General features: G+C 73.0%; 20 protein-coding genes (1 of these 20 running past the window's edge). 7 read left to right on the top strand and 13 right to left on the bottom strand.

From position 1 onward, the window contains the following. Window positions 1-147: 147 nt before the first annotated feature. On the bottom strand, window positions 148-498 hold the full coding sequence (locus WME75_RS20940) for a hypothetical protein (RefSeq protein WP_437494882.1): 351 nt from the start codon (window positions 496-498) through the stop codon (window positions 148-150). Between the two features lie 1,093 nt (window positions 499-1,591). Beyond that, on the bottom strand, window positions 1,592-1,867 hold the full coding sequence (locus WME75_RS20935; protein WP_437493561.1) for a hypothetical protein: 276 nt from the start codon (window positions 1,865-1,867) through the stop codon (window positions 1,592-1,594). Between the two features lie 88 nt (window positions 1,868-1,955). Here WME75_RS20935 and WME75_RS20930 point away from each other — a divergent pair, with 88 nt between their 5' ends. Together WME75_RS20930 and WME75_RS20925 are read left to right on the top strand one after the other, a co-directional pair. Continuing rightward, a complete protein-coding gene (locus WME75_RS20930) occupies window positions 1,956-2,825 on the top strand; it encodes a hypothetical protein (RefSeq protein ID WP_437493558.1) in 870 nt (289 codons plus the stop codon). A gap of 288 nt (window positions 2,826-3,113) precedes the next feature. Then, window positions 3,114-4,949 (top strand): M2 family metallopeptidase, encoded by a 1,836-nt coding sequence (locus WME75_RS20925; protein WP_437493555.1) that lies wholly within the window; start codon window positions 3,114-3,116, stop codon window positions 4,947-4,949. 37 nt (window positions 4,950-4,986) lie between these two features. Here the strand turns inward: WME75_RS20925 and WME75_RS20920 are convergent, their stop codons facing one another. From WME75_RS20920 to WME75_RS20885, 8 genes are all read right to left on the bottom strand, one after another. After that, window positions 4,987-5,787 (bottom strand): GNAT family N-acetyltransferase, encoded by an 801-nt coding sequence (locus tag WME75_RS20920; protein ID WP_437493552.1) that lies wholly within the window; start codon window positions 5,785-5,787, stop codon window positions 4,987-4,989. 93 nt (window positions 5,788-5,880) lie between these two features. Then, window positions 5,881-6,447, bottom strand: a complete 567-nt coding sequence (locus tag WME75_RS20915) for a hypothetical protein (protein WP_437493550.1) — start codon at window positions 6,445-6,447, stop codon at window positions 5,881-5,883. A 295-nt stretch (window positions 6,448-6,742) separates the two neighbouring features. After that, on the bottom strand, window positions 6,743-7,048 hold the full coding sequence (locus WME75_RS20910; RefSeq protein WP_437493548.1) for a DUF3817 domain-containing protein: 306 nt from the start codon (window positions 7,046-7,048) through the stop codon (window positions 6,743-6,745). Between the two features lie 111 nt (window positions 7,049-7,159). Continuing rightward, window positions 7,160-8,395: a ferritin-like domain-containing protein gene (locus tag WME75_RS20905; protein ID WP_437493545.1), complete on the bottom strand. Its 1,236-nt coding sequence runs from the start codon at window positions 8,393-8,395 to the stop codon at window positions 7,160-7,162. A 216-nt stretch (window positions 8,396-8,611) separates the two neighbouring features. Next, a complete protein-coding gene (locus WME75_RS20900; protein ID WP_437493542.1) occupies window positions 8,612-9,904 on the bottom strand; it encodes a cytochrome P450 in 1,293 nt (430 codons plus the stop codon). 84 nt (window positions 9,905-9,988) lie between these two features. After that, entirely contained in the window at window positions 9,989-11,599 is a 1,611-nt protein-coding gene (locus tag WME75_RS20895) for a S8 family serine peptidase (RefSeq protein WP_437493540.1), read from the bottom strand. Between the two features lie 465 nt (window positions 11,600-12,064). Then, the gene (locus WME75_RS20890) at window positions 12,065-13,087 is read right to left on the bottom strand and encodes an ABC transporter permease (protein WP_437493537.1); all 1,023 of its coding nucleotides are present in this window, start codon (window positions 13,085-13,087) and stop codon (window positions 12,065-12,067) included. Then, window positions 13,084-13,842 (bottom strand): ABC transporter ATP-binding protein, encoded by a 759-nt coding sequence (locus WME75_RS20885; RefSeq protein ID WP_437493535.1) that lies wholly within the window; start codon window positions 13,840-13,842, stop codon window positions 13,084-13,086. Before WME75_RS20885 ends, WME75_RS20890 begins: the two co-directional genes overlap by 4 nt. Window positions 13,843-13,918: 76 nt before the next feature. Here WME75_RS20885 and WME75_RS20880 point away from each other — a divergent pair, with 76 nt between their 5' ends. Genes WME75_RS20880 through WME75_RS20865 form a run of 4 tightly spaced genes read left to right on the top strand, consistent with a single transcriptional unit; the run spans window position 13,919 to window position 18,171 of the window. After that, window positions 13,919-15,409 carry a radical SAM protein gene (locus tag WME75_RS20880; protein WP_437493533.1) on the top strand — a complete coding sequence of 497 codons (1,491 nt, stop codon included), beginning with the start codon at window positions 13,919-13,921 and terminating at the stop codon, window positions 15,407-15,409. Continuing rightward, the gene (locus tag WME75_RS20875) at window positions 15,406-16,158 is read left to right on the top strand and encodes an SDR family NAD(P)-dependent oxidoreductase (RefSeq protein ID WP_437493530.1); all 753 of its coding nucleotides are present in this window, start codon (window positions 15,406-15,408) and stop codon (window positions 16,156-16,158) included. The genes WME75_RS20880 and WME75_RS20875 overlap by 4 nt, the downstream gene beginning before the upstream one ends. A gap of 1 nt (window position 16,159) precedes the next feature. Further along, window positions 16,160-17,467 carry an aspartate aminotransferase family protein gene (locus WME75_RS20870; protein ID WP_437493527.1) on the top strand — a complete coding sequence of 436 codons (1,308 nt, stop codon included), beginning with the start codon at window positions 16,160-16,162 and terminating at the stop codon, window positions 17,465-17,467. Beyond that, a complete protein-coding gene (locus tag WME75_RS20865; RefSeq protein WP_437493524.1) occupies window positions 17,464-18,171 on the top strand; it encodes an SDR family NAD(P)-dependent oxidoreductase in 708 nt (235 codons plus the stop codon). The genes WME75_RS20870 and WME75_RS20865 overlap by 4 nt, the downstream gene beginning before the upstream one ends. Here WME75_RS20865 and WME75_RS20860 read toward each other — a convergent pair. Next, complete coding sequence (locus WME75_RS20860) at window positions 18,120-18,806, bottom strand: DUF1349 domain-containing protein (protein WP_437493521.1); 687 nt, start codon at window positions 18,804-18,806, stop codon at window positions 18,120-18,122. The genes WME75_RS20865 and WME75_RS20860 overlap by 52 nt on opposite strands. A gap of 192 nt (window positions 18,807-18,998) precedes the next feature. On the opposite strand from WME75_RS20860, the gene WME75_RS20855 reads away from it, so the two are divergent. Continuing rightward, window positions 18,999-19,373, top strand: a complete 375-nt coding sequence (locus WME75_RS20855) for a hypothetical protein (RefSeq protein ID WP_437493519.1) — start codon at window positions 18,999-19,001, stop codon at window positions 19,371-19,373. A gap of 359 nt (window positions 19,374-19,732) precedes the next feature. On the opposite strand, the gene WME75_RS20850 is transcribed toward WME75_RS20855, so the two are convergent. Next, window positions 19,733-24,373, bottom strand: a complete 4,641-nt coding sequence (locus WME75_RS20850) for a HEAT repeat domain-containing protein (RefSeq protein WP_437493516.1) — start codon at window positions 24,371-24,373, stop codon at window positions 19,733-19,735. Window positions 24,374-24,410: 37 nt separating this feature from the next. Further along, window positions 24,411-25,320 carry the 3' portion of a hypothetical protein gene (locus WME75_RS20845; protein ID WP_437494880.1) on the bottom strand. It continues 605 nt past the right edge of the window, so only the last 910 of its 1,515 coding nucleotides appear in the window; its start codon lies off the right edge, out of view; its stop codon occupies window positions 24,411-24,413.

Raw genomic sequence — 25,320 nt, 5'->3', positions numbered from 1 at the left:
GTGTTTCGGCCGCTGTTCCAGCGCGCGACGGAGCGGAGCTTCCGGCGGCTGGCGGAGCGGTATTTCCCCGAGGGGGCGTCGCGGGTCGCGGGGGCGCGCGGGAGGAAGCCGGTGCTCTTCCTCGACGGAGGTGATCTGGCGCCTTCGTCAGGGGCGAGCGCCTCGAAGCCGCGCGCCGGCCCAGGCGCACGGCAGCGCGATCGCGATGTTCGCGAGCGAGTACCACGCGGGGCCGAGCTCCCACATCATGACGGCGCCGAGGGTGGCGAGAGCGACGCCCAAGAAACCGAGGGCGAGCGCGTGGCGCATCGGGCGAGCCGGAGCGAGCTGGGCCGCGACGTAGCAGCCGGCGGCGTTGAGCGGGATGCGGTAGGCGAGCGCGAGCACGAACAGCGAGTCGGACATCCGCTCGCCGTGCGGCGGAAAGATACCGGAGGCGTGAAACGCCAGATCCACGGCTGTGGTGAGGATGACGGTCGCGAAGAGGCCGCAGAGCACCGCGCCGGCGCTGCGGAGCGTGGTTCGAGCCGGGGCGGCCTCGGTCGTGACGGTGAGCGTTCCCTGGAGAGCTTCGATGGTGTTCATGAGGTCCTCGTCCGCGTGATGTCACGCCGTTCTCGGCGCTACACAGAGGAGTCGGAGCCGCCGGTGCGTCATCGACATCGGCGGTGACGATTTTTCGGTGGCGACCGGACCCGGGTCGGGTTGGGTGGCGGAGCGGCGGAGCCGACCCGGGTTGGGGGGCGGAGCCGACCCGGGTTGGGTGGCGGAGCCGACCCGGGTTGGGTGGCGGAGCCGACCCGACCGGGGTTGGGATGGGTGGCGGAGCGGATGGCGGAGCCGACCCGGGTTGGGGGGCGACCCGACCGGGGTTGGGATGGGTGGCGGAGCCGATCCGGGTTGGGTGGCGGAGCCGACCCGGGTTGGGTGACCCGGGTTGGGTGGCGGAGCCGACCCGGGTTGGGGGGCGGGGGGCGACCCGGCAGAGCCGACCCAGGTTGGGGTGGGTGGCGGAGCCGACCCGGGTTGGGGTGGAAGGTGGGGCGACCCGACCGGGGTTGGGGTGGGCGGTGGGTGGCGGAGCCGACCCAGGTTGGGGTGGCGGAGCCGACCCAGGTTGGGGTGGCGCAGGTTGGGGTGGCGGAGCCGACCCAGGTTGGGGTGGCGGAGCCGACCCCGGAGCCGACCCAGGTTGGGGTGGCGGGTTGGGGTGGCGCGAGGTTGAGGTGGCGCGGGGCGGAGCCGGACCGAGCTTTGCGTAACCACGCAATCCGTCGCGCCGGGGCCCGGGCTGCGCCCGGCCTCCGCGCCACCCGCCACCAGCAGCTGCGCCGCGACGCGACGCGCGAGCATCCTGTAGTGGTATATTCATTGCAGTTTTCCGATGGTGGCGCGCGATGGCGGCGTGCCCCCCCCGGACGCGCGCGGGTTGCGCGCCTGCGGATCAGCGGCGTCTTCAAGGCGAGGAGAGTCGAAACGAGATGAGAACCATGAGACAGACCTGCTTGCTGGCGGGAGTCGTGTTCGGTCTGGGATGCACCTCGTCGTTCGTCGATGAGGAATACCCGCCGCGCCGATGCATTCCGGGTCATCAGGTGACCTGTGCTTGCGGTGATGGGCGCAGCAGCGCGCAGCTCTGCGGGGATGACGGGCGGTTCCTCGCATGCCAGTGCAGCGAGGGCATGCCTTGGAGCAGCGGCGGCGTGGGCAGCGGCGGCGGCGTGGGCGCCGTGGGCACCGGCGGCGGCGGAGTGGGCAGCGGCACCGGCGTGGGCAGCGGCGGCGGCGTGGGCGCCGTCGGTACCGGCGGCGGTGGGGCCGTCGGCGACGGCGAGGTGCGGCTCCGGACCGGGACATCGGTGCTCATCGATGCCTTCCTGGCCGACTCGGGTGTTATTATCGTGCTGGCCGACTCCATCCTTCTGATCGGTCGCGGAGGCGAGGAGATCACGCGTGTGGACTCGCCTCGCGAGAACACCGCGGCGGCCTTCGACGGCGAGATCCTCGTCGTCGCGGACAAGGCTCGATTCGCGAGCTACGACGCCACGCTGTCGAGGATCACGGAGAGCGACCTCGTCGAGGCGTGCGCGTCGGCCGTGCTCGTCAGCGATCACCGCTTCATCTGCGGTCCGAGCAACGACTGGGATCGCCTCTTCTATACGTACGATGCACAGACCGGGGCGTTCGTCGCCTCCTCCGAGAAGTACACGTACCATGGCATCCCCATGCGCCGCATCCCGGGAACCGACGATTTCGTGACCGTCACGGTCGGCTCCTCGCCCTCGGATTTTCACCTGTACTCTGTGCTAGGTACGGGCGTGGCGCAGTTCGTGAACGAGTCGCCCTACCACGGAGACTTCGGGGTCACGAACGTCTATGCCTACGACGGCAGCCCGCCCACCCACCTCGTGACGCACGAGGGCCTCATGCTCCGCATCTACGGCTCCCAGTGCAGCGCGGCGGAGAGCAGCTTCAGCTCCGAGTGCTTCGTCCGCGACGGGGGCATCGGGACGCTCCTTGGCGCCCAGCGCTTCCTTGGAATGGATAACGACGCCGGAGGCAAGATCTACGGGCTGGTGAGCCTGTCAGGCGCTTCGTTCTCCGATCCCCCCTGCGACGCCGGCTGCCTCGTCCAGCGCGTCGACATTCCCTCCCGCACGGTCGAGGCCCAGCGGACCCTCGCCCTCGATCTGGGCGCCGTCGTCGTCGTCCGCCACGATCCGCTCTCAGGCGCTCTCCTGGTCGGCTATCGCCTCCCGGGCGACCACTTTTTCCCGGACGATCCCTATCCTGGTTTTGCGGTCTCACTGCTCAGCTACGAGTGAGCCCGGTGCTGCCGACGGCGGAGATCGCAAGAGGAACGACCCGCCAACTCATTGCCGATGTCGCGGTAAGGGGCCATCCTCCAGGCTGACGTGATGGCGTGAAAGGAGCCGACTTTGCCGCATGTCAGCCCCTCGCGAGGATGCACCCCCGAGGATTGCTCGAGCCGCCGAGCGGCCTTAGAGGCCCATCAGGATCGCGGCGCCGAAGCGCACCCCGCGCCCTCTGCGCGTCCGGGGTGGAGGGACCATTGCACGCTTCAGCTGTCGGCGATCCAGGAGCGGCGGGAAATGGTGCGCATGGTTCCGGTGTTCGTCGTCGCCTTGCCCTGCAGCGCCCTCGCGCTCACGGCGGCCTGCTCCGATCCCACCCCTCCGCCGCGGCCCCAGCCCGGCTCCCAGCCGGCGGCGGAGGAGGCCGCGCGACTCATCGAGGCGGCCGAGTCGGAGCTCCACGAGCTCAGCACCCACAACAACCGAGCCGCGTGGGTGGCGTCGACGTACATCACGGTCGACACGCAGATCCTCGCGGCCGCGGCGAGCGCGAAGCTGCTCGGCGCGCAGTCCGAGCTCGCCAAGCGGGCGGCCCGCTTCCGCGACCTCGATCTGCCCTACGACGTCCGCCGGCGGCTCGATCTCCTGCGCACGTCGCTCACGCTGTACGCGCCCGCCGATCCGGCGAGGACGCAGGAGCTCGCGACCATCGCGTCGCGGCTCGAGGCGATGTACGGAGCGGGCAAGTACTGCCCCGCGGCCGGCCAGTGCCTCGATCTCCAGGAGCTCAGCAGGATCATCGCAAAGAGCCGCGATCCCGAGGAGCTGAAGCGAGCGTGGGTCGGCTGGCGCACGGTCTCCGCGCCCATGCGCGGCGACTTCACGCGGCTCGTGGCGCTGGCGAACGAGGGCGCCCGCGAGCTCGGGTTCAAGGACACAGGCGATGCCTGGCGCTCGAAATACGAGATGCCGCGGCAGGCGCTGCCGCGGGAGGTCGACCGCCTCTGGGAGCAGGTCAAGCCGCTCTACGACGCGCTCCACTGCTACGTGCGCGGCCGGCTCGCCGCAAAGTACGGCGAGGACGTCGTCCCCTCCGCGCGCCCGATCCGGGCCGACCTGCTCGGCGACATGTGGGCCCAGAGCTGGAGCAACATTGACGATCTCGTCGCGCCCGAGGGGGCGGCGCCGATCTACGATCTCGACGCGGCGCTCCGCGCGAAGGGCCTCACACCGATCGAGATGGTGAAGACGGGCGAGCGATTCTTCGTCTCGCTCGGGTTCGATCCGCTCCCCGCCACCTTCTGGGAACGATCGCTGTTCGTCAAGCCGGCGGATCGCGACGTCGTCTGCCACGCGAGCGCCTGGAACCTCGATGACGAGGAGGATCTGCGCATCAAGATGTGCATCGAGATCACGGCCGACGACTTCCAGACGATCCACCACGAGCTCGGCCACACCTTCTACCAGAGGGCCTACAATCACCTGCCGTGGCTGTACCGCGACAGCCCGAACCCCGCGTTTCACGAGGCCATCGGCGACACGATCGGGCTGTCGGTCACGTCGGAGTACCTCCAGCGGATCGGGCTCGTGGACGAGCTGCCCCCGCCGTCGAGCGATCTCTCGCTCCTCCTCCGCGACGCCCTCAACAAGGTGGCTTTCCTGCCGTTCGCGGTCCTTGTCGATCGGTGGCGCTGGGGGGTCTTCTCCGGGGATATCTCGCCGGCGGAGTACAATCAGGCCTGGTGGGAGCTCCGGACGAGGTACCAGGGCGTGATGCCGCCGGTGCCCCGCTCCGAGGCGGACTTCGATCCCGGCGCGAAGTTCCATGTGGCGGCGAGCGTCCCGTACCTCCGGTACTTCTTCGCTCATATCCTCCAGTTCCAGCTCCACCGCGCGCTCTGCGAGGAGGCGGGGTACAAGGGGCCGCTCCACCGCTGCACGATCCACGGCAGCGAGCAGGCCGGCGAGCGCCTCCGGCGGATGCTGGAGATGGGGCGGAGCCGCCCGTGGCCGGAGGCGCTCGAGGCGGTGACCGGATCGCGGCAGATGGATGCGGCGGCGATGCTCGACTACTTCGCGCCGCTCAAGGGGTGGCTCGACCAGCAGAACCGCGGCAGGACGTGCGGATGGTAGGCCGCGGCCGCAGCGGGACGCGCGCGCCGCCGGGGCTTCAGGCCTGCGGCGGCGTGTAGAAGGCGAAGCGCGTGACGGCGCGGTAGCCCATCCCTTCGTACACGGGCCGCCCCATCTCCGTCGCGTGGAGGACGGTCCTCGTGACGCCCGTTTCGCTCAGCGCGTCGTCGAGGCAGCTGCGCATCACCGCCTCGGCGTACCCCTTGCGCCGGTGCTCGGCCGCGGTGACGACGAAGCCCACGTACCGGATCTTCTCCACGATGAACGTCGCCGCGGAGCACACGGGCTGGTCGCCAACGTAGCCGACCCGCCCGAACGCCCGGTCGTTCCACAGCGCCTCGTGGGCCACGGAGGCGCGCCCCGCGGGGATCGGGACGCTGTACGCGGCGGAGTTGAGGTCGGCGATGGCGGCGCGCGTCTCGGCGTCGGCCACGCGCCGGAGATCGAGGCCGGCGGCCGGGCGCCGCGAGGGGGTGATCGCGTCGGCCACCATGCCCATGAGCGACACGGCCGGCGTGAAGCCGAGCCGGGCCAGGAGCTCGGCGGTCGCGCCCGCGTCGCCGCCCGGCGACCAGCTGTCGGACAGCGCGAAGAGCCACGGAACGCCGCCGGTCCGCGCGAGCTCGACGGCCCTGAGCGCCCGGCGCTCGAGATCCTGGAGGTCGGTTGCCGGCGAGGAGAGCGTGGCCGTGTTGAGCAGGACCATGTCCGTGCCCGAGAGGACGACGGTGACGCCGTCGGTGTGCTCGATCCGATGGCCCGGGAGACCCTGGCTGAAATGCATCCAGGCGGCCAGGAACTGAGCGTTGGACTCTTCGATCTCGATCGGGACGGGCATGCGAAACCTCCTCCGGGCGGAGAGTAGCCGGAGATAGGGCGGTGGCGCCGAGGACGCTGAGATCCGCGTCGCTCGCTCACGCCTAGCGCCGTCTCACGGCTCGACATCCTCCACCGTGTGGCAGTTGTTGCACGAGAACTCGCCGGTACCTGTCATCGGATCGTACCTGGCGACCTGGAGCAGGTCGGCCATCTCGGGCACGACCTGGTTGTACATGAAGTCGGTCCACTCCATGCGCTCCGGGTGCTCCGGGTCCGACACCCACTCGGGGAACTCCTCCTCGCCGAGGAGCGGGGCGATCTGCGGGTTCGGCATCGCGTAGGCGCGCTCGACCGCGTCGTCGCCGTGGCACGTCGTGCAGTCCATGGACGCGTACTTCGCGTCGTACGCGACGAAGACCTCCTTCATCCGAGGCATGACGACGTTGTTCATGTACGTGGTGCGCTCCGCGAAGCTCATGTCCGTCCACGCGACCGGATCGGGCTCGCCGTCGTCCGCGCCGCCGCACGCGGCGACGAACAGGCACGCTGCCATCGAGATGCGCCTCATGACCGTGCTGCCTCGCGTCGTCCGGCGATCGGACGGCGCCACGTGAGCCGGCTGCTGCGTGTCCGTCCTCGCCTCGTTCGCTGCCGGTCCCGCGGTGTTCATGGATCGCATCGTCGTGTCTCCTTCTGGTTCGAAGCGGCGCGTCCGGGCGTTGCCGACCGGATGCGCCCCGGTTCTATCGTCACGACGAACGGGCAGACGCGGGATCGACACGCCGGTCCATTTTTTTACGATCATCTGTAAGTATATGAAATAATTGTGTTTGCGCTTGCCGCCCGGCGAGGAGCGCCCGGCGTCGCCGGCGCGCGCGGGCGGCTCCGCGGCGAGGTGCGCGGGCGCTGGCGCGGTGCCCGGCTGACGCGGGGTGGGCCAGGCGACCCCGCGATCGCGCCGCCTGCGCGCCTGCCTACGACGACGGCAGGGTCGCCTCGATCTCGCGCCGCAGCGAGCGGTCGAAGACGAACGTCCCGAAGGGGACGATCGACGACACGAGGGCGAGCAGCGAGCGGCCGAGCGACCACCGGCGCCGGACGGCGGCGTGGACGAGCGCGGCGAGGAACAGCACGAAGAGGAGGCCGTGGGCGCTGCCGACGACGCGAACGGCGAGCGGCAGGTCGGCGAGGTACTTGAGCGGCATCGCGATGAAGAGCAGGAGCAGGTAGGACAGGCCTTCGAGGATCGCGATGAGGCGGAGCTGGCGAAGCGCGGTCATGACGGGAAGGTAGGCCAGGCGGCGGGGAGGTTCGTGGGATTCGTCTCGGGCATCGACGTCGTGCTCGTTCCTTGACGTAGGCGCGGTCGGGCGCCGGATCCAGGGGGGAGGCTACGCCGGGGCGTCGAGGCCGGCGTCGGCCGCGGCGGTGGAGGGCGGCGTGGACAGCAGCGCCTCCGCGCACGGCGCGATGACCTCGCGCGCGGCGTCGAGGTGGCAGCGCGCCCGCTCCGCCTCGGTGAGCCGGCCGTGATCGTGCCACGCGGCGGCGTCGATCCCGGGGCGCTCCGGGCCGCGGGCGACGCGCACGTCGGCCAGCGCCTCATCGAACGCGCGGGCCACGGCGGCGCGCACCGGCTCGCCGCCGCGCGCGACGGCCCAGCGCACGAAGGCCCACGCGAGCTCGGCGTGCGCGGCCTCGTCGGCGGCGATCCGGTCGAGTGCGCGGCGGACCTCGGGGTCGCACGCGCGGCGCCGTTGCTCGTCGGCCTGCAGGGCGGCGAGCGTCTCGCCCACGCAGCCCTCGCGCACCGCGCTGGCCGCGGCGCCGGCGAGCGTGGGCGCGTCGAGCGCCCCGTCCATGGCGAGCGCCCCCGGGCCGAGCGAGCGGCCGGCGTAGCGGCTCGCGAGGGTGAAGCAGGCCCGGGCGTGCTGCAGCTCGTCCGAGAGGGCGCGCTGCGCGGCCTCGATCAGGGCGGGCGGCGCGCCGAGGGCGAGCAGATCCAGGGTGAAGCGCGCGAACGACGCGACGGACGCGTGCTCGAGCCGCGCGTCGGCGAGCCACGCCTCGGCGAGGGCGGCGCGCGTCACGGGGTCGACCGCGAGCGGCTCGTCCGCGGCGGCGTCGAGCACCCAGTCGGCCCGCGCCTCGACGCCGGCCAGGCGCGGCGCGCCGCCCACGAGGAACGGGCGGCCGCAGGCGCCGATGCCCGGGTCGTTGACGTCGTAGCAGCACTGGCCGTCCTCCAGCCGGCCATTCTCGTAGACCACGCAGGACACGGGGTTCGGATGGTACTCGCTCGGGCAGGTCTCGGCGCTCCCTCCCGCGCCGCCGCTTCCGCCAGCGCCGCCGCCGCCGTCGTTGCTGGCCCGGACCTCGTCCAGCGAGAAGCACCTCGTCTCCGAGGAGGTGCCCTGACCGCCAGCGCCGCCCTGACCGCCGGCGCCGCCCTGACCGCCGGCGCCGCCCTGACCGCCGGCGCCGCCGGTTCCTCCAGCCCCGCCGGTCCCGCCCGCCCCTGTCGCCGCGCCGCCGGTGCCGTCCTGGCAGCCGAGCGCCAGCGACAGGCCCGTGAACATGCCAGCTCCCACGATTTGCATGATGCGCGCGCGCAGCTCTCTGTTCATGGCGCTCCGCCTCCCAGCGATGTTCCGTCGATAGGCATCCAAATGCTCAACTGCTCCGTCCCAGCTCTTCTATCGAGTCCGAGCGTACCCGGTCCGGCGATCGAGCGAAAGTGGCGACCCGGAGACGAGGACCGGCAAGACGCCAAAGACGCCGGGAGAGCTCGGAGCGCTCGTCTTGGTGGCCTGTCCCGTCCTGAAGCGCGGCGGCCGCCGCGGTCACGCCGCGCCGAGCGTCACGGGCACGGCCGTGGGCTTGCGGAAGAACAGGCTGGGCGCGTAGCTCGGGCGCGCCGCGGAGGCGAGGCGCAGGCCGGGGAACGCGGCGCGCAACGCCTGCACGGCGCACCTCACCTCGATGCGCGCGAGCGCAGCGCCGATGCAGGTGTGCACTCCCCAGCCGAAGCCGAGGTGCCGCGCACGCGGGCCGGCGACATGGCGGTTCACGTCGAACCGCTGCGGGTCCGGGAAGACCGCCGGATCGTGGTTGGCGGCGCCGAAGAACGCGAACGCCGTGGCCCCCGCGGGGATCTCGACGCCGCCGACGACGGCCGGCGCCGTCGCGCGCCGCGGCTCCATCTGCACGGGGGCGTCGATCCGGAGCGCCTCCTCCATCGCCCCCTGGAGCAGCGCCGCGTCGCTGCCTATGGCGTCCCACAGCGCGGGCGCCTCGAGCAGGCGGAGCACGAGCGAGCCAATCAGGCTCGCCACGGTCTCGTAGCCGGCGAAGAACAGGATGATGATGTGGGAGATCATCTCTTCGACCGAAAGCGGCGCCTCGCCGTCGACACGGGCGCCGATCAGCGCGGTGATCAGGTCGTCGGCGGGCTCGGCGCGGCGCCGCTCGATGAGATTGGCCAGATAGCGCTCGTAGGCGACGAACCTCCGCGCGGCCTCGACCTTCCGCGCCGTGTCGAGCGCCGGCTCGTAGAGCTTGAACCGCTCGTCCTGGCAGGCCCTGAGCAGCGGCGCGTCCTCCAGCGGTATCCCGACCAGGGCGGCGATGATCTGCAAGGGGAGCGGGAAGGCGAGCGCCTGCATCAGATCCACCGGGTCGCCGCCCGGGTCCATCGCGCGCACCAGCGCCTCCGCCGCCAGGGCGATCGTCGGCTCGAGGGAGGCGAGCCTCGCGGTCGTGAACGCCTTGGAGAACAGCGCCCGCGCGCGCGTGTGCCCGGGAGGGTCGTTGTTGAAGAGCGCCGGCGGCATCTGGTAGATGCCGCGCTGGAGCTCGGCAATCACCTCCGGCGGCAGATCCGGCGGCAGGTCGAGGATGTGCGCCGAGGAGAACCCGACCGGCTCGCGGAGCACCTGCGTGACCTCGGCGTGCCCCACGATGAGGTAAGCGGAGAACGCCTCGCTGTAAGCGACCGGCGCCTCCCGGTGCGCCGCTTGATAGAACGCGAGCGCGGGGTTGTCCGCATAGCTCGGCGAGAAGGGTTCGAACAGCGCGCCTACCCGGCGCGAGCTCTCGGCGACCGGCGGCCCCTGAAGCGTGTTCTCTGCGATCATCGAGCCCGAGCGTACCGGGGCCGGCGATCGAGCGAAAGGGGCTGCCGGTCGCCCGGGGGGCGGACTACAGGTCTGGCCTGTGCGTCACCTGCTATGCGAGAGGTCGAAGCGCCGCAGCGGTACGAGCCTGAACGCGCGCACGGTGATCTCGTCGTTCCGGATCGCGACCCGGGCGGCGGCCGGCTGGTAGCCGAACGCCGTGACCACGACGTCGTACACCTCGAGTCGGTGCGCCGGAGCCACGGGCAGGGACATCGCGTACGCGCCCGCCTCGTCCGTGAAGGTGCTGCGCTTCAATCCGTCGTCGCGTCGCTGCGCGACGATCATCGCGTGCTCCACGCGCCTGCCCGTGCGGGCTCCGATGACGGTGCCGATCAGCTTGCCCGCGACCCGCTCGCTCGCGGCGACCGCCCGGAACGCGTCGATCCGGCCGTCGCCATAGGTGTTGTTCGGGTCGCCGTCCGCCGCGCCGCCGCACTCGAAGCTCCGGCGATTGACGGCGGTCCTCCGGATCAGCTCGAACGATTTCCCGATGTCGCCGATCAGGTCCGGAGCAGCAGACCAGACGAGGGCCAGCGTGCCCGTGACGTGGGGCGCCGCCATCGACGTGCCGCTGAAGATCGCGTAGCCGCCGGGGACGCTCGAGCGCACTTCCACGCCGGGCGCCGACGCATCCGGCTTGATGGGTCCGAACGCCGAGGGGCCGCGGCTCGAGAACGCGGCGATCTCATCCATCCTGTCGGTGGCGCCGACGCCGAAGGATTCGGGGTAGTCGGCCGGCGACCCCGCGGTCCCGCAGGCCGGTCCGGCGTTGCCGTTGGCGAACACCGGGGCCATCCCCGCGGCGCGCCAGGCCTTGACGATGCCCCGGAAAAACGGATTCCCTGGGCCGTCACCCCAGGAGTTGTTGATGAGGTGAGGCCGGCGCGAGGGCTTCGGGTTCCTTCCGAGCAGATCGGTCGGCGCCAGCATCCACTCGCCCGAGGACACGAGCGCCGCGAACGAGCAGGACGTCGGTTCGCACCCTTTGGCCGTGATCCACTTCACGCCCGGCGCCACGCCGATGTCGTCCTCGAAAGGGCCGAGTCCATCGCCGCCGGCGATGGTGCCCATCGTGTGCGTGCCGTGGCCGTCGTTGTCGCAGGGCGGGCTGCCGGGCGGCCCGCAGATCTGCAATGGATCCCAGAAGTTGTAATCGTGCACGAACCTGCCGTCGCCGAGGTTGCCCCGGTACTGGCGGACGAGCGCCTCGTGGTCGAATTGGACGCCCGTGTCGATGCTGCCGACGACGATCCCGTCGCCGTCGCCGAACGCCGACCAGACTTTATCCGCGCGGATCCTGGCGATGTTCCACTCGACCTCGTCGCCCGGGCCTGTCCCGTCGTCCACGGGAGGCGGGATGCTGAAGGCGCCGTCGAGGACGATGGCCTCCACCTCGGGGCGCCGCGCGATCTCGTACATCAGGTCGCGCGTCCCCGTCACTTGCATGACATTGATGATCCAGTGGGCGCGGTGCGCCGCTCCCCTCGCGCGCACCAGGCTGCGCACGCCGCGCTGGCTGCGCTCGGCCACGGCCTTGAGCGCCTCGAAGACGAATTGACCTCTCGCGTCCCAGTCCTTGATTGTCGGCGCCGCGCGGAGGTCCGCGCGTTCGTTGAAGACAACCCAGAAAGTTGCATCTGCTCTGTCCGCCATGGCGGCGAGTACGCCCTCGTCAACGTGCGCCTGCGGCGGGTCGTCCCCACCGCTACAGCCAAGCTGCGAGAAGCTCAACGCCACCACGAGAACGCATGCGATCCATCCGATTTTCCGGAGGATTTTACCCATGATTCCCCCCAATTCTAGGGTTCTTGACCCTGCTGGGGTTCGATGCGTGCTCCTGGATACGAGTTGTGAAAATGTGCGATAAGGGGCGCTCGCGGCGAGCAAAGCATGAGCGTGCTGGGCGACACGGCTCCGGGCGGGGCGAACGCTCCATCTCGCGATTGTCCTGGCAGCCCAGATGGGGACTCTCGCGTAGAGATCGGCTGCAGACCGAGCGCGTGGACAGGCAGCTTTAGAGACCGTGGCGGTCGCCTTCCTCGGGCGTGCTGCCCCCGGACCGTTGTTGGAAGGCTGCTCTGCCCTCCGGCGACCCCGCCCACGTCGGGGTCGCCGCCCTCAGCGATGCCACCGGAAGAGCCGGAGGCTGAGCGCGAACGTCGCGACCGTCCAGCCGGCGAGGACGGCGATGCCGCCGGCGAGCTGGCCCGGATCGGTGGCACCGAACAGCAAGATCTCGCGGGTGAGCTGCACCATGTGCGTGCTCGGCAGGAGGGCGCCCAGCGCGGCGAGCGGGCGGGGGAGGGCGTCCAGGGGGAAGAAGATCTCGGACAGGAAGACGAGCGGCAGGTTCACCGCGCTCACGATGTCGACAACCAGGTCCTCGGTCCTGAGGACGCACGCGAGCACGAAGCCGATGCCCATGAACGCGAGCAGGCCGAGCAGCGAGACCAGGGCCACCCAGAGGGCCGACACCGCGGTGAACGGCACGTCGAAGAGCAGCGCGCCGGCCGCGGCGACGAGGGCGATCTGCCCGAGGACGAGGACGGAGCGCGCCGCGATCTGCGCCCCGACGAACGCCGCCTTCGGCATGGGCGTCGTCGCGAGCTTCTTCAGGAAGCGGTTCTGCCGGTAGAGCACCATCGTGTAGCCGGTCGCGAAGAGCCCGGCGAGCATGACGCTGAACGTGAGGATCCCCGGGAAGAGGTAGTGGACGTAGCCCCAGCGCGGGAGCTCCACGACGGCGAGCTCGGCCCGCACCCCGGGCGACGCGGCGATCCCTCGCCCGAAGAGCCGGTCGCGCGGCCCCACGAGCACCCGCGAGATCCCGTCGCCGCGCGGGAGCACCACGACGGCGCTCGCGGTCCGCGCCCGGAGCCGCGCGAGCCCGGCGGCCTCGCTCTCCACGTGCACGAGCCGCGCGGGATCGAGCTCGCCGCCGAGCGCCTCCAGCGGGCGCTCGGCGGCGCCGGGGCCGGCGACGACGGCGATCGTCCGCTCCTCGAACGGGTGGCCGTTCATGAACACGAACCCGACGACGACGAGGAGCACGACCGGGAAGAGCAGCACGAAGCTCGTCGAGCTCGCGCTCCGCAGCACGTCGAGCAGCCGGAGGCGCGCGAGCGCCCAGAAGGCGCTCACGACGGATCCTCCGCCTCGCCGCGGCGCATCCGGACCGCGCAGAAGTGGAAGAACGCGTCCTCGACCCCGAGCCCTGTCCGGCGGCCTTCGGGCACCGCGGCCACGAGCTCGTCCCGCGTCCCGCTCGCCCGGAGCTTGCCGCCGACGAGGAAGAGCAGCCGATCGCAGAGGCTGTCCGCCTCGCGCAGGTCGTGCGTCGTCATGACCACCGTGCGCTCGCGGGCCACGCCGCGCAGCACCTCGCCGATCTCCTGCTTGCCGGCCGGGTCGAGCGGCGCCGTGGGCTCGTCGAGGAAGAGCAGCTCGGGCTCGTGGACCAGCGCGGTGGCGATGAACAGGCGCGCCGCCTCGCCGCCCGACAGGCGCGCCATGGGCACCGACGCGCGCTGGGCGAGGCGCGCCCGCTCCAGGATCCGCGTCGCGCCGTCACGCACGCCGTAGATCGCGGCGAAGAGGCCGGCGTACTCCCGCGTCGTGCAGCGCTCGAGCTGGACCTCCTTCTGCAGGACCACGCCGACCCGCCGCCGCGGGTAGGGCGGCACGGGCGCGCCGAAGAGGCGGACCGCGCCGCGCGTCGGCTCGCTGAGGCCCTCCAGGAGATCGAGCAGCGTCGTCTTGCCGGCGCCGTTCGGGCCGAGGACGCCGACGAGGCCGGGGCCCTCGACGCGGAAGCTCACGTCCGAGAGCGCGGCGACCCCGCCGAAGGTCTTGGTGAGCGACTCGACCGCCACGATCTCGTCCGGCGCGCGGGGCATGCGCGTGAGCCTATCAGGCCGCGCGGGGCGTCGACGGGAGCGCGCTCGCCCCGAGGAGCCTGATATCGTCCGTCCCATGGGGACCGACCGGCTGATCCACGAGACGACGAGCCTGTGCCCGGCCTGCAAGATCGCCGTCCCCGCCCGGGTCGTGGCGACGCCCGCCGGCGAGGTGTGGATGCGCAAGGCGTGCCCCGAGCACGGCCCGCGCGACGTGCGGCTCTCGACGAGCGCGGCCTGGTACGAGTCGACGCGCGCGCTCGCGCCGGCCCCTGCGCCGCCGCGGGCGCCGCGGCGCCCGATCGAGCACGGCTGCCCCTTCGATTGCGGCCCGTGCGAGGCCCACACTCAGCGGGTCAGGATGCCGGTCGTCACGATCACGAGCGCCTGCGATCTCGACTGTCCCATGTGCTACGTGCACAACAAGAACGACGGCGCGTTCTTCATGAGCAAGGCCGAGTTCGGGGAGGTGCTCCGCCACCTCTGCGACGGCGCCGGCGGCGATCTCGACCTGATCAACCTCACGGGCGGCGAGCCCACGCTCCACCCCGAGCTGCCCGAGCTCGTCGCGATGTGCCAGGAGGCGGGCATCCACCGCGTGAGCATCTGCAGCCACGGCTTCGGCCTGCTCAGGAACGACGCGCTCCTCCGGCGCCTCGCGGAGCTCGGGGCGCGCATCGCGCTCTCCTTCGACACCTTCGACGACGCCACGGACAGGGCCCTGAACGGCGTCAGGAGCGTCGACAAGAAGCTCGCCTGTCTCGAGCGCCTCGACGCCGCCGGCGTCGACACGACGCTCATCCCGGTCATGACCCGCGGCCTCAACGACCACGAGATCGGCCGCATCCTCGAGCTCGGCTTCCGGCTCGGCTGCGTCCGCCACCTCGAGGTCCACACGATGACGTTCACCGGCCAGAGCGGCGCCTCGTTCGATCGCGGAGGCCGCATCTCCACGCTCGAGGTCCTCGAGCGGATCGCCGAGACGACGGGCGGGCTCCTCTCGCCGGGCGACTTCGTCCCGTCGCCGTGCGCTCATCCGCTCTGCTACCAGGTCGCCTACCTGCTCATGGATCCCGCGGGCGGCCCGCCGGTCCCGTTCACCCGGTTCATGAGCCGCGAGGCGCTCTACGCCTGCCTCGGCGACCACCTCTACCTCGAGCCGAGCGCGCGCCTCGAGCGCGCCATGCAGGACGCGATCGACGCGCTCTGGTCGCGCGGCGACGACGACCGCGCGCTCGGCCTCCTGAACGGCCTCCTGCGCGCGCTGTTCCCGGCGAAGAAGCCGCTCCGGCGGGAGGAGTCCCTGCGGATCAGCGAGCGCGCGGTGAAGGCGGTGTACGTCCACTCGCACATGGATGAGGAGACGTTCGACGTCGAGCGCGCGGCCCAGTGCTGCGACAGCAACTGTACCGCCGACGGGAGGACGGTGCCTGTCTGCAACTACAACGTGCTCTACCGGGAGAAGGAGCCGCGGTTCATGAGCGAGCCGCGGGCGTGGCCGGATCGATCCGGCGGCCGGCGCGCCCTCCCGCTCCTCTCGCCGTCGCCTCGCCGGGAGGCCCCGTGAGCGCCGCCTCCGGCCTCCTCGCCGGCCGGCGCTGCCTCGTCACGGGCGGCTCGCGCGGGCTCGGGCGCGCGATCGCCCTCGCGTTCGCCCGGCACGGCGCGCGCGTCGCCTTCACCTACGCGACCGACGACGCGGACGCCGCCGAGGCGGGCCGACAGATCGCCGCGACGGGCGCCCCGCCGCTCGTCTTCAAGGGCTCGGTGGCCGACGCCGCCCACGTGAAGGACACCCTCGCCGCGCTGCACCGCGCCTGGGGCGGGCTCGACGTGCTCGTCAACAACGCCGGCATCACCCAGGTCCTGCCCATCTCGCTGCTCGAGGAGGAGGACTGGGACCTCGTGATGGACGTGAATGTGAAGGGCGCCTACCTCATGAGCCGCGCCGCGCTGCGGTTCATGATCCGCGAGAAGCGCGGCGTCATCCTGAACATCGGCAACTTCGCGTCGGAGCGCGTGATCGAGGCGCCGGTCCACTACGCCGCCTCGAAGTCGGCCCTGCGCGGCCTCACCGAAGCGCTCGCGCGCGAGGTCGGCCGCTATGGCGTGCGCGTGAACCTCCTCGGCCCCGGCCTCCTCGAGGAGGGCATGGCGCAGGGGCTCCCGCAGCACCGCCAGGCGGAGTACGTCGCGCACTGCGGCCTGCGTCGCCTCGGCCGCGTCGACGAGATCGCCGAGCTCGCGGTGTTCCTGTGCTCCGACGACAGCGCCTTCATGAGCGCCGCCAAGCTCGTCGCCGACGGAGGGCTCTGACGTGGACGCGTTCGACGACATCCTGCGCGACGGGTTCGACGACTACCGCGCCTTCGTGAACCCGCTCATCGCGCAGCGGGCGAAGCTCGCCCGCGAGCCCATCCGGGTCGTGCGCGCCGAGGGGGGCCTCCTCGTCGACAGCGAGGGCCTCGTGATCGAGGACTTCCACGGCACCCAGGCCTTCGGTCATCGCAACCCGAGCGTCGCCCGCGAAGTGCGCGCCTTCCTCGACTCGGACGCGCCCTCCTGGTACCCGTCGCGCGTCAACCCGTTCGCCGGCCGCCTGGCGCGCCGCCTCTGCGAGCGCGCGGGCCACTACGACAACGTCTTCTTCGGGTGCACGGGGAGCGACGCCGTCGAGGCGTCGCTCAAGCTCGCCCGCGCGCTCACCCGGAAGCCCGTCCTCGTCGGGCTGACCGGCGCCTACCACGGCTGTTCTTACGGGAGCGTCTCGTTCATGGGGGAGGGCTACCTCCGCGACCCGTTCGTGCCCTTGCTGCAGGGCGCCACGTCGATCCCGTTCGGCGACGTCGACGCGCTCGCCCGGGTGTTCGCCGGGGGCGACGTGGCGGCGGTGCTCGTGGAGCCGATCCAGGGCGAGGGCGGCGTGCGCGAGCTGCCGCCGCCGTTCGTCGAGGCGCTCTGCGACCTCACGGCGAGGCACGGCGCGCTGCTCATCGCCGACGAGGTGCAGACGGGCGTCGGCCGCACGGGGCGCGGCTTCCTCGCGACCGAGCGCTGGCCGCGCCGGCCGGACGTGGTGCTCCTGGCGAAGCAGCTCGGCGGCGGACTCCTGCCGCTCTCGGCGATGCTGACGAGGCGTGACCTCTTCGTGCGCGCCTACGGCAGCCAGTTCGCCGCGGGCGAGAGCCACAACAACACCATGGGTTACAACGCCCTCTCCGCGGTCGCGGGGCTCGCCACGCTCGACCTGATCACGGACGAGCTCATCGCGTACGTCCGCGAGACGGGCGCGTACCTCCGCGAGCGGCTGGAGTCGGCGCTCCGGCCGAACCGGCTGTTCAGGGAGGTGCGCGGCGCGGGCCTGATGCTCGGCGTGCAGCTCGATCCGCCGGATCACCCCTGGCTCTCCTTCGAGCATTTCGGGTTCCCGGATCTCGCGCACCACTCGGTGGTGTCGCCGCTCGTGTGCCACCGCCTCTATCGCCGTGGCTTCTTCTGCTTCACCTGCGGGCACGACTGGACGATCTTCCGGCTCCAGCCTCGGTTCGACATCCCGCGCGACACGCTCGACACCTTCGTCGACGCCGCGGCCGAGGCGCTCGCGTACGTGGAGGGCCTGACATGAAGCACGCCGTCGTTTTCGGGGGCACGGGCGCCGTCGGCGCCGCGGTGCTGCGCGCGCTCGCCTCGCGCGGTGCGAGCGCCACGTTCACGTACTGCCGGAGCGAGGACCGGGCGGCCGAGCTGTCGCGCGAGCTCGGCTTCCGCGCCGTCCGGCTCGATCTCACCGACGCCGCCGCGCTCCGCGAGCTCGTCGGCCGGATGGGCGCGGACGAGCCGGTGCCCGCCGCGGCGATCCACTGCGCCGGGAGCCTCGACGCCACGCCGGGCCTCGAGCTGTCGGACGAGGCGTGGGACCGGGCCTATGCGTCGAACGCCCGCGCGGCCTTCCTTGTCGCCCGCGATGTCGGGGCGGCGATGGCGCGGGGCGTCGGTGGGGAGATCGTCCTCGTCGGCGGGCCCGATCGCGCGCAGTCGCTGCCGATCCCGGTCGCGTTCGCGGCGAGCCAGGGGATGATCGCGGCCACCGCCATGGCGTTCGCGAAGGAGCTCGGCCCGCGGCGGGTGCGGGTCAACATGGTGGCGCTGGGCCTGCTCGACGCCGGGCTATCGACGCGGCTCGACGAGGGCCTCCGCAGGGAGTACCTCGCGTTCTCGGCCCTGCGGCGCCTCGGCACGCCGGACGAGGCCGCGGCCGCGATCGCGTGGCTCGCCCTTCACAACACGTACGTGAGCGGCAAGGTCATCCCGGTCAACGGCGGCATATGACCGGCGCGCGCCAGCGCTGCGTCGCTCTCCGCGTGTCCGCTGCGCAGGTCGCCGACCCGGCGCGGCGTGAAGCGGATGTCGTCGAAGACGGCGGTGCAGCCGTCGCCTGCCGGCGACTGGGCCGAGAAGCCGACGTCGAGCTCGGTTGCGCTGCCGAGCGAGAAGCTGCGGAGCACGTGCCAGATCGTCCCGTCGGTGGAGGCGTGGAACGCGCACACCCGCCCGAGCCGCGAGACGCGCAGCCAGACGTGGTCGGCGTCGACGTTGAAGGATCTGCGGCTGTCGGACAGGCCGCGGGTCACCACGGAGACGACCGTCGGCACGCGCTCCGGCGACAGCTCGAAGCAGAGCTTGGCCCACGCGCGCTCGTGCGCCCAGAGCAGCAGCACGCCGGCGTCGTGCGCCGCCGCAAAGCCCACGGTCACCCGCGCGCTGGCGAGGAAATCCCCCTGCGGCGTCCCGAGCAGGCGCGGCGCGTTCAGGACGCCGGTGGTGCGCTCCGGATCGAGGAACAGGTCGGTCTTGCCGCCCGCCGTGACGGTCAGGCTTGATGCCTTGCCGGCGCTCCAGCTCCTGGGCGGTACCTCCCAGCGAAGCGGCGTCGGCAACGGCGCCAGGTGCACAGGATCACTCACCTTGGTTCCCTCCCCCCTGCATGGCGAGCATTGTACCGGAGTATGCTCCTGACCTGGCGTCGAATCGTTACTGTGTGTATGCAGGATCTCAGGTTGATGAGAATTACCGTCCTTCTGGTGTCCTGCTGTGTGGCTGTAAACCTGGCCGGCTGCTTGAGGGCGAAGCGCGGTCCCCCCGAGTTTTTGTTGGGGATGAGGCCCGTGCGGTCGGGTGGGAGCCCTGATCCCGAGCGGTCGGGTGGGAGCTCCTATGGTGATGCGGCGGCGGCGCTCGCCGCCGCGGCCGGGGCGGCTGTGGTGAACCGCGAGGTCTACGACACCTGCTACGCGATCTGTGAGATCGGGACGGCGTGCGACGCGGCGACGGGGCTGTGTGTGCGGCTGCCGTGTGGAGGGAAGTGCCCGGCAGATCGCCGCTGCAAGGTGGTCGAGGGCAAAGAGGCCTGCGTCCTCGGGGAGCCCGACCGCGGTGTCGTGCTTTTGCCGGCCGAGCCGGGGGGAGCGGCGGGCGAGATTGGGGGGCCGGGGGGAGCGGCAGGCCAGGTCGAAGGGGCGGGAGCGAACTGATGAGACGGGCGCGACGGCGCACATCGTTCGGCTCCTGGCAGGAGTGGAGAATTTAACGCAAAGGCGCAAAGACGCAAAGACGCAAAAAGACGATAGGGCGGGGCGTCCGACCTGGCAGATCGTTGATCGCGTGGTGTCTGTGTCACCGGCTGCTCACCGGAAGCGATGGCGTAGAAGTGCTCATGACAGGACTCAGGAATGAAGATGAGCCGCCCAAGGAAACCAAAGAGGACGAGATGGCATGATGCTCATGCTGCAATTCTATCTCTCCTCTTTTTTTTGCGTCTTTGCGCCTTTGCGCCTTTGCGTTGAATTCTCTCTCTCGGCCGGCCACCCTGCGGAGCAACCCTGTCCCCGCATCACAGCGTCCCGATCCGCCTCATCACCTCTGCGTAGACCTCCCGTCGATCCGGCCGCGCGTGCCCCAGCGCCTCCTTGAGGGCGGGGATCGCCGGCGCGCCCACGTGCGCGAGCCCCTCGGCGGCCGCTCGGCGGACGGCCTTGTGCGGGTGCAGCAGCAGGCCCACGATCGCGGGGATCGCAGGCGGCCACGGCGCGAAGCTGAGGATGCGGATCGCCGAGCGGACCACGTCGGGCAGCGGATCCGAGAGGAGCGCGCACGTCGCGCGCAGGTAGGCGGCGCGGTCCACCGCCTCGCGCAGCAGCCGGTGCGCGTGGAGCCGCACCCGGGGACGCCGATCGCCGAGCAGCTCCACGAGCAGCGCCGCGAGCTCCTCGTCCGGCGCCCCGGCGAGCGCCGACAGCGCCCGGCGGGACTGCTCCGGATCCCCGGCGCGCGCGAGCCGCACCAGCTCCTGCCGTGCCGTGCCGCGGTCGCCCGCCGCGGGCACCCGCGGCTCCGGGCGCGCGCGCAGCGCCGCGAGCGCCCGCGCGTCCTCGTCCGCACCACCGGGCGGCCGGAGCGGGCCGTCCTCGAGGACGATCCGCTTCGCCAGGTCGGCCCGCCCCTCGGCGCGCACGCGCCTCACCACGGCCTCGAGCTCCGGCGTGCGCAGCAGCGCCTCGCCCGCGACAAGGTCGAGGTAGCCCCACGCCCCCTGCCGGACGCACTCGACGATCCGCGCCGCCCGCACGTCGGGAGCGATGCGGCGGAGCGCCTGGGCCGCCGCCGCGCGCGTCGCCGGCGCGCCCGTCTCCCACCACCCGAGCAGCAGCGGGAACAGGCGCTCGACCGCCGAGTGATCGAGCAGGGCCGCGAGACGCGCCGCGCGCTCCCGGCGTAGCTCGTCGCCGGCGTCGCCCCGGAGCTCCTCCTCCGTGACCTCGAGCAGCGAGCCCGCCAGACGCGGCAGGCTCCGCCCATCCAGGCCCTCGACGTCGCCGCGCAGGTGAGCGCGCAGCACGGCCGCGCGGACGTCCTCCTCCGGCCACGAGAGCAGCGCGGTGGCCGCCGCGCGCCGCTCGGCCGGCGCGGGCGCGTCCAGCATCGACAGCAGGCGCCCGCGGAGCGCGGCCGAGCGCGGCTGGTCGAGATCGGACGGCCGCGGCGCCCGCGCGCCGCCGCTCCGCGACGCCGCCTGCTCGGCGAGGGTCCAGGGCGGCGCGCCGATCGGCTGCAGCGACTCCATCCAGTCCAGGAGGAGCGCCCGCGCCGGCCCGGCCGCGGACGGGAACACCTCGATCAGCGCGGCCAGCTGCGCCCGCGAGCCGACCCCGCCGCGCGGCCCCTCCGCCCGGAGCGCCGCGAGCTCCCCCGGCTCCTGCGCCGCGGCCCGGAGCGCCGCCTGCCACGCGGCCGCGCCCTCGGGATCCGCGCCCTCGCCCGCCTCCGCCGGCGCGCCGAACGCCTCGCGCAGGATCGCCGCCTCCGCCGTCCACGGATCGGCGGCCACGCGCGCCATGGCGAGCGCCTGCTCGACGTCGGTGCGCCCGAGGATCGCCCCGCACCGCCGCAGCACCTCGAGCGGTGACCGGCGCGCCCCGGGCGCCGGCGCGAGCCCGCGCACGCGCGCCGCCACGCCCAGCGCCTCGGCCGCCGGGAGCTCCGGCGCCGCCGCCTCGAGCAGCGAAAGGAGCCCGTCGCGCAGATCGGCCGCCGCCGCGGCGAGCCCGTCGAGCAGCACCGCGACCTGCCTCGCGAGCGCGCGCGCCTCGCCGGGCGACCACGGGGCAGGGGAGGCGCGGACGAGCAGCCGGAGCGCCGCGTCGCGCAGCGCCGGCTCGGCCGCCGCGAGGCGGAGCCACTCCGGCGCGAGCTGCCGCAGGGCCGCGAGCCCGTCCTGCGGCAGCGCCGCCTCCCGCTCGAGCAGCCGCCGCGCCGTCGCGTCGTCCCAGCCACCGCGGGCCAGCGCGGCCGCGAGCGCCGCCGCGGCGAGCGCCTCCCCCGCGCCCGGCGGCGCCGGTGCGCCCGCGGATCCCTGCTCGCGCCGGTGCGGGTCGCGCGCCTCGAGGTCCGCGGCGAGCTCGGCGGCGGTCCCGGAAGCGAGCGCGATCTCCCCGGCCATCGCCCGCTCCAGCAGCCGCGCCGCCGCGGCCGATCCCTGGCGGATCCCGCTCCGGATCGCCTGCGCCGACAGCGTGCGGCCCACCGCGTCGAGCAGCCGATCGCGCGCGCGCTCGTCCTCCGCGGCCTCGGCGGCGGCGAGGATCGTCGCCTCGCACGCCGGCCCGACGATCGCCCGCAGCGCGGCCTCGAGCGCCGCGCGCAGCCCCGGGTTGTCGTGGTGGCCCAGCCAGAAGACGAGCCTCGGCACGGCCTCCGGCCCGCCCGCCCGCGACAGCGCCTCGGCCGCCGTCTTCTTGATGCTCATGCTCGGGTGATCGAGGCACGCGGCGATCGCGGGGCAGGCCCAGCGCGCCTCCATGGCGCCGAGCGCGCGCAGCGCCTGCCGCGCCGTCTGCACGTCGCCGGCGCCCGTGAGGAGCGTCAGGCTGGCCGAGAGCGCCTCGGCGCCGCCCTGGGCCAGCAGCGCGATCACGCGCTTGCGCACGTGCGGGTCGCGGTGGCGGAGGAGGCGCGAGACGCGCGGGCGCGCGCGCCGCCACGGCGCCGAGCGCAGCAGGTCCACGAGGAGGGCGCGCTCGCCCGCGGACAGGCCGGGCCGGTCGAGGAGATCGAGCGTCAGGCTCGCGAGCAGCGCGTCGCCGGCCTCGCGCTCGCTCGCGGCGTCGAGCAGGCACACGGGCCGGATCTTCCGGCGCTGGTGCAGCCGCCGGCCGAGGCCGCGGATCGCCTCCGCGACCTCCGCCGGCACCGCCGGCTCCGCGGGCCGCTGGGGGCCCTGGTCGATCGCGGGCTCGAGCCGCTCGGCCGGCCCGCCGGGAGCCCACGCGGCCGCGAGATCCGCCGCGATCCGGAGCAGCAGGTCGGCGATCGCCGGGAGCGCGCGCGCATCGCCGGCGCGCGCGAGCGCCTGCAGCGCGTCCGCGGGCGTGCAGCGCTCCACCGCATGCTGGAGCACCGCGAGCTCCGCCGGATCGGCCCCGCCGAGATCGGCGGCGAGCTCGACCGGCAGATCGCGGGGGTTCAGGCGGGCGAGGAGCGCGCGCCGGTCCCCGGGCTCCTCCGTCAGATGCCAGAGCAGTACCACGGCACGATGCCGTTGGTGACGGATGTTCAGGGCGATCGACGATGGCGCGATGGACGGCGCGATGCTCGCGCCTGCGCCGTCGAGGCCGAGGGCGGTGCGGAGCGCGTCTGCCGTGCGCTGGCCGCCGATCGCGGCGAGCGCGTCCAGGGCCTCAGCGGGCGCGCGCGGCAGCGCGGCGAGCACGTCGTCCTCTGCGGCCGCGTGGCGCAGGGCGCCGATCGCGCGCAGCAAGGGCGCGGGCGAGGCGGCCTCGCGGAGCTTCTCGGCGAGCATGTCCCCGAGGGGGAGGTCTGTCGCGCCCTGCTCCGCCATGGCGACGGCGATCTCGGCCCGGCGCGGCCAGCGCGCGTCGCTGGCCGGCGCCGAGGCGAGCGCCTCGAAGAGCGCGCGCCTGCAGGTGAAGGTGATCGCCGCGACGTCGCCGGCGGGGAGGGTTGGATCGGCGAGGGCGAGCTCGAGGATCGCCGCCGCGTGCTCCGGGGCAGGGAAGTGGCCGCGCCGGTGCAGCGCGCGCAGGCAGGCGATCGCGCTCGGGCCGAGCAGCAGCGGATCGCGCGCGGCGAGCTCGAGGATCGCGCCCACGTCCTCGCGGGTCGCGCGCTCGCCCAGGAGCGCGAGCGCCCGCTGCCGGAGCCGCGGCGGCGCGTCCTCGCGCGCGGCGACCTCGCGGAGCGGCGCGCCTTCGCCGTGGCGCGCCGCGGCCTCCAGCGCCGCCGCGGCCACCTCGGGATCGCCGCGCAGGAGCTGCTCGAGGCGCGCGCCCGGGAGCGGCGCGCCGGCGAGGACCGCCCACGGCTCGGCGAGCTCGCGCAGCGCGGCGGCGGCGACCGCGGGCGCCGTCGCGACGGCGAGCGCGCCGAGGACCGCGCGCGCCTGCGCCGGCGCGAGCAGCGCCGCGTGGAGGCAGCGTCGGGTCAGATCGAGCGCTGCGGCCTGGAGGACCGGGTCGCGGCGCGCCGCGAGCTCGGGGAGGAGCGCCTCGGGCGCGGGGATCTCTGCCGGGTCGAGGGCGTGGAGCGCCTGGTAGACGAGCTCGCCGGCGGGCTCATCGCGGAGGACCTCGGGCCGCGTGAGGATCTCGGTCCGCAGCCAGGCCACGCGGACGGGCGCGTGGAGCGCGGCCTCGCGCCACGCCGGCAGCCGCTGCTCCGGGAGGAACGGCCAGAGCTCGCGGTAGAGCCCGGCGAGGAGCAGCGCTTCCTCCGGCGTCCCGTCCCCGTCGATCGCGCGCGGCAGCATCGCCGCGAGCGCCCGCCGCGCGCCCGCGCTGCGACGGGCGGCGGCCTGCGCGATCCGCGAGAGCCCCAGGTAGCGCACGCGCGCGTCGCCGTGCCGCACGAGCTGGCGGAGCACCTCGTCGGTGCAGCGCGCCTCGTCGAGGTGCTCGTCGAGCCACCGCACATCTCCGCGGCGCAGCGGCGCCGCGAGCGCCTCGTCCAGGTGCATCATCGGGCGGTCATCGTAGACCAGTCCGCGCGCCGCCCGCTCACCGTCTCCGCGACAGATCGAGCAGCGCCCTCGCGCGCGAGTACGCGATGTACGGGTTGTCTCCGGAGCCGCCCAGATCGTCGCTGTCATCGCCCGCGCCCTGCGGCCTCACCGGAATCCAGAGATAGTCCGGGTGCATCGCCTTGCCGTTCACGCCGTTGGCGAGGGCGGGGTTCCTGATCCACTCGCCGCCGAGCACCGTCAGCCGGTCATCGAGCTCGAGCACGTAGTGGAGCTCCGAGCTGAGGATCGGGACGCTGCGGAGCGCGGGCGGCTGGAGGAGCTCCGCGGGGCTCACCTCGTCCGAGATCATCCCGTAGCGCGCCCCGACGCGGACGAAGCGCCTCGCGTACGGGTTGAACCGGTAATTATAGCAATCGGCCCCCTGGTACCCGCCGTTACAGACGAGCCGCGCCGCCTCCTGCGCGCTCACCTCCGCCATCGAGTCGATGTTGAAGGATGTGACCGGGTAGCTCCACACCTCGCGGTGCCAGGTGTAGTCGACGACGAACGAGCGCCGCCCGTGCCCGGTCGACGCGGAGCTGATCGAGCTCGCGCCCAGCCCGAGGAGGCCGGTCATGGCCACGTGCATCGTCCCGGGGTTCAGATCGCGGCATGCGGCGTCGACCGGCCTGCCGTAGACGTCGCGCTGGACGAGGTCCTCCCGCGTCTCGCAGCGCCGCCCCGACACGGTGGCGGAGTCGTTGTGATAGACCTCGGTCATCAGCGCCTCGATGTCCGCCGTGCGGAACAGGATGCACCCTGGCTCGACCGACGCGCACTCGGTCAGCGTGGTGCCGGAGAGCTTCACGCGGATGTCGCGCAGCGGCGGGCCGCCGCCCTCGGCGACGACGTAGGCCGCCCAGCCGTTGCAGTGTCCCCACCAGTATTCCGGGGTCACGCCCTGG

The sequence above is a fragment of the Sorangium sp. So ce1014 genome (assembly GCF_051521505.1).
Classification (GTDB): Bacteria; Myxococcota_A; Polyangia; order Polyangiales; family Polyangiaceae; genus Sorangium.
The sequence above is the reverse complement of the archived record's forward strand: the minus strand, read 5'-3'. Positions and strand labels throughout refer to the sequence as shown.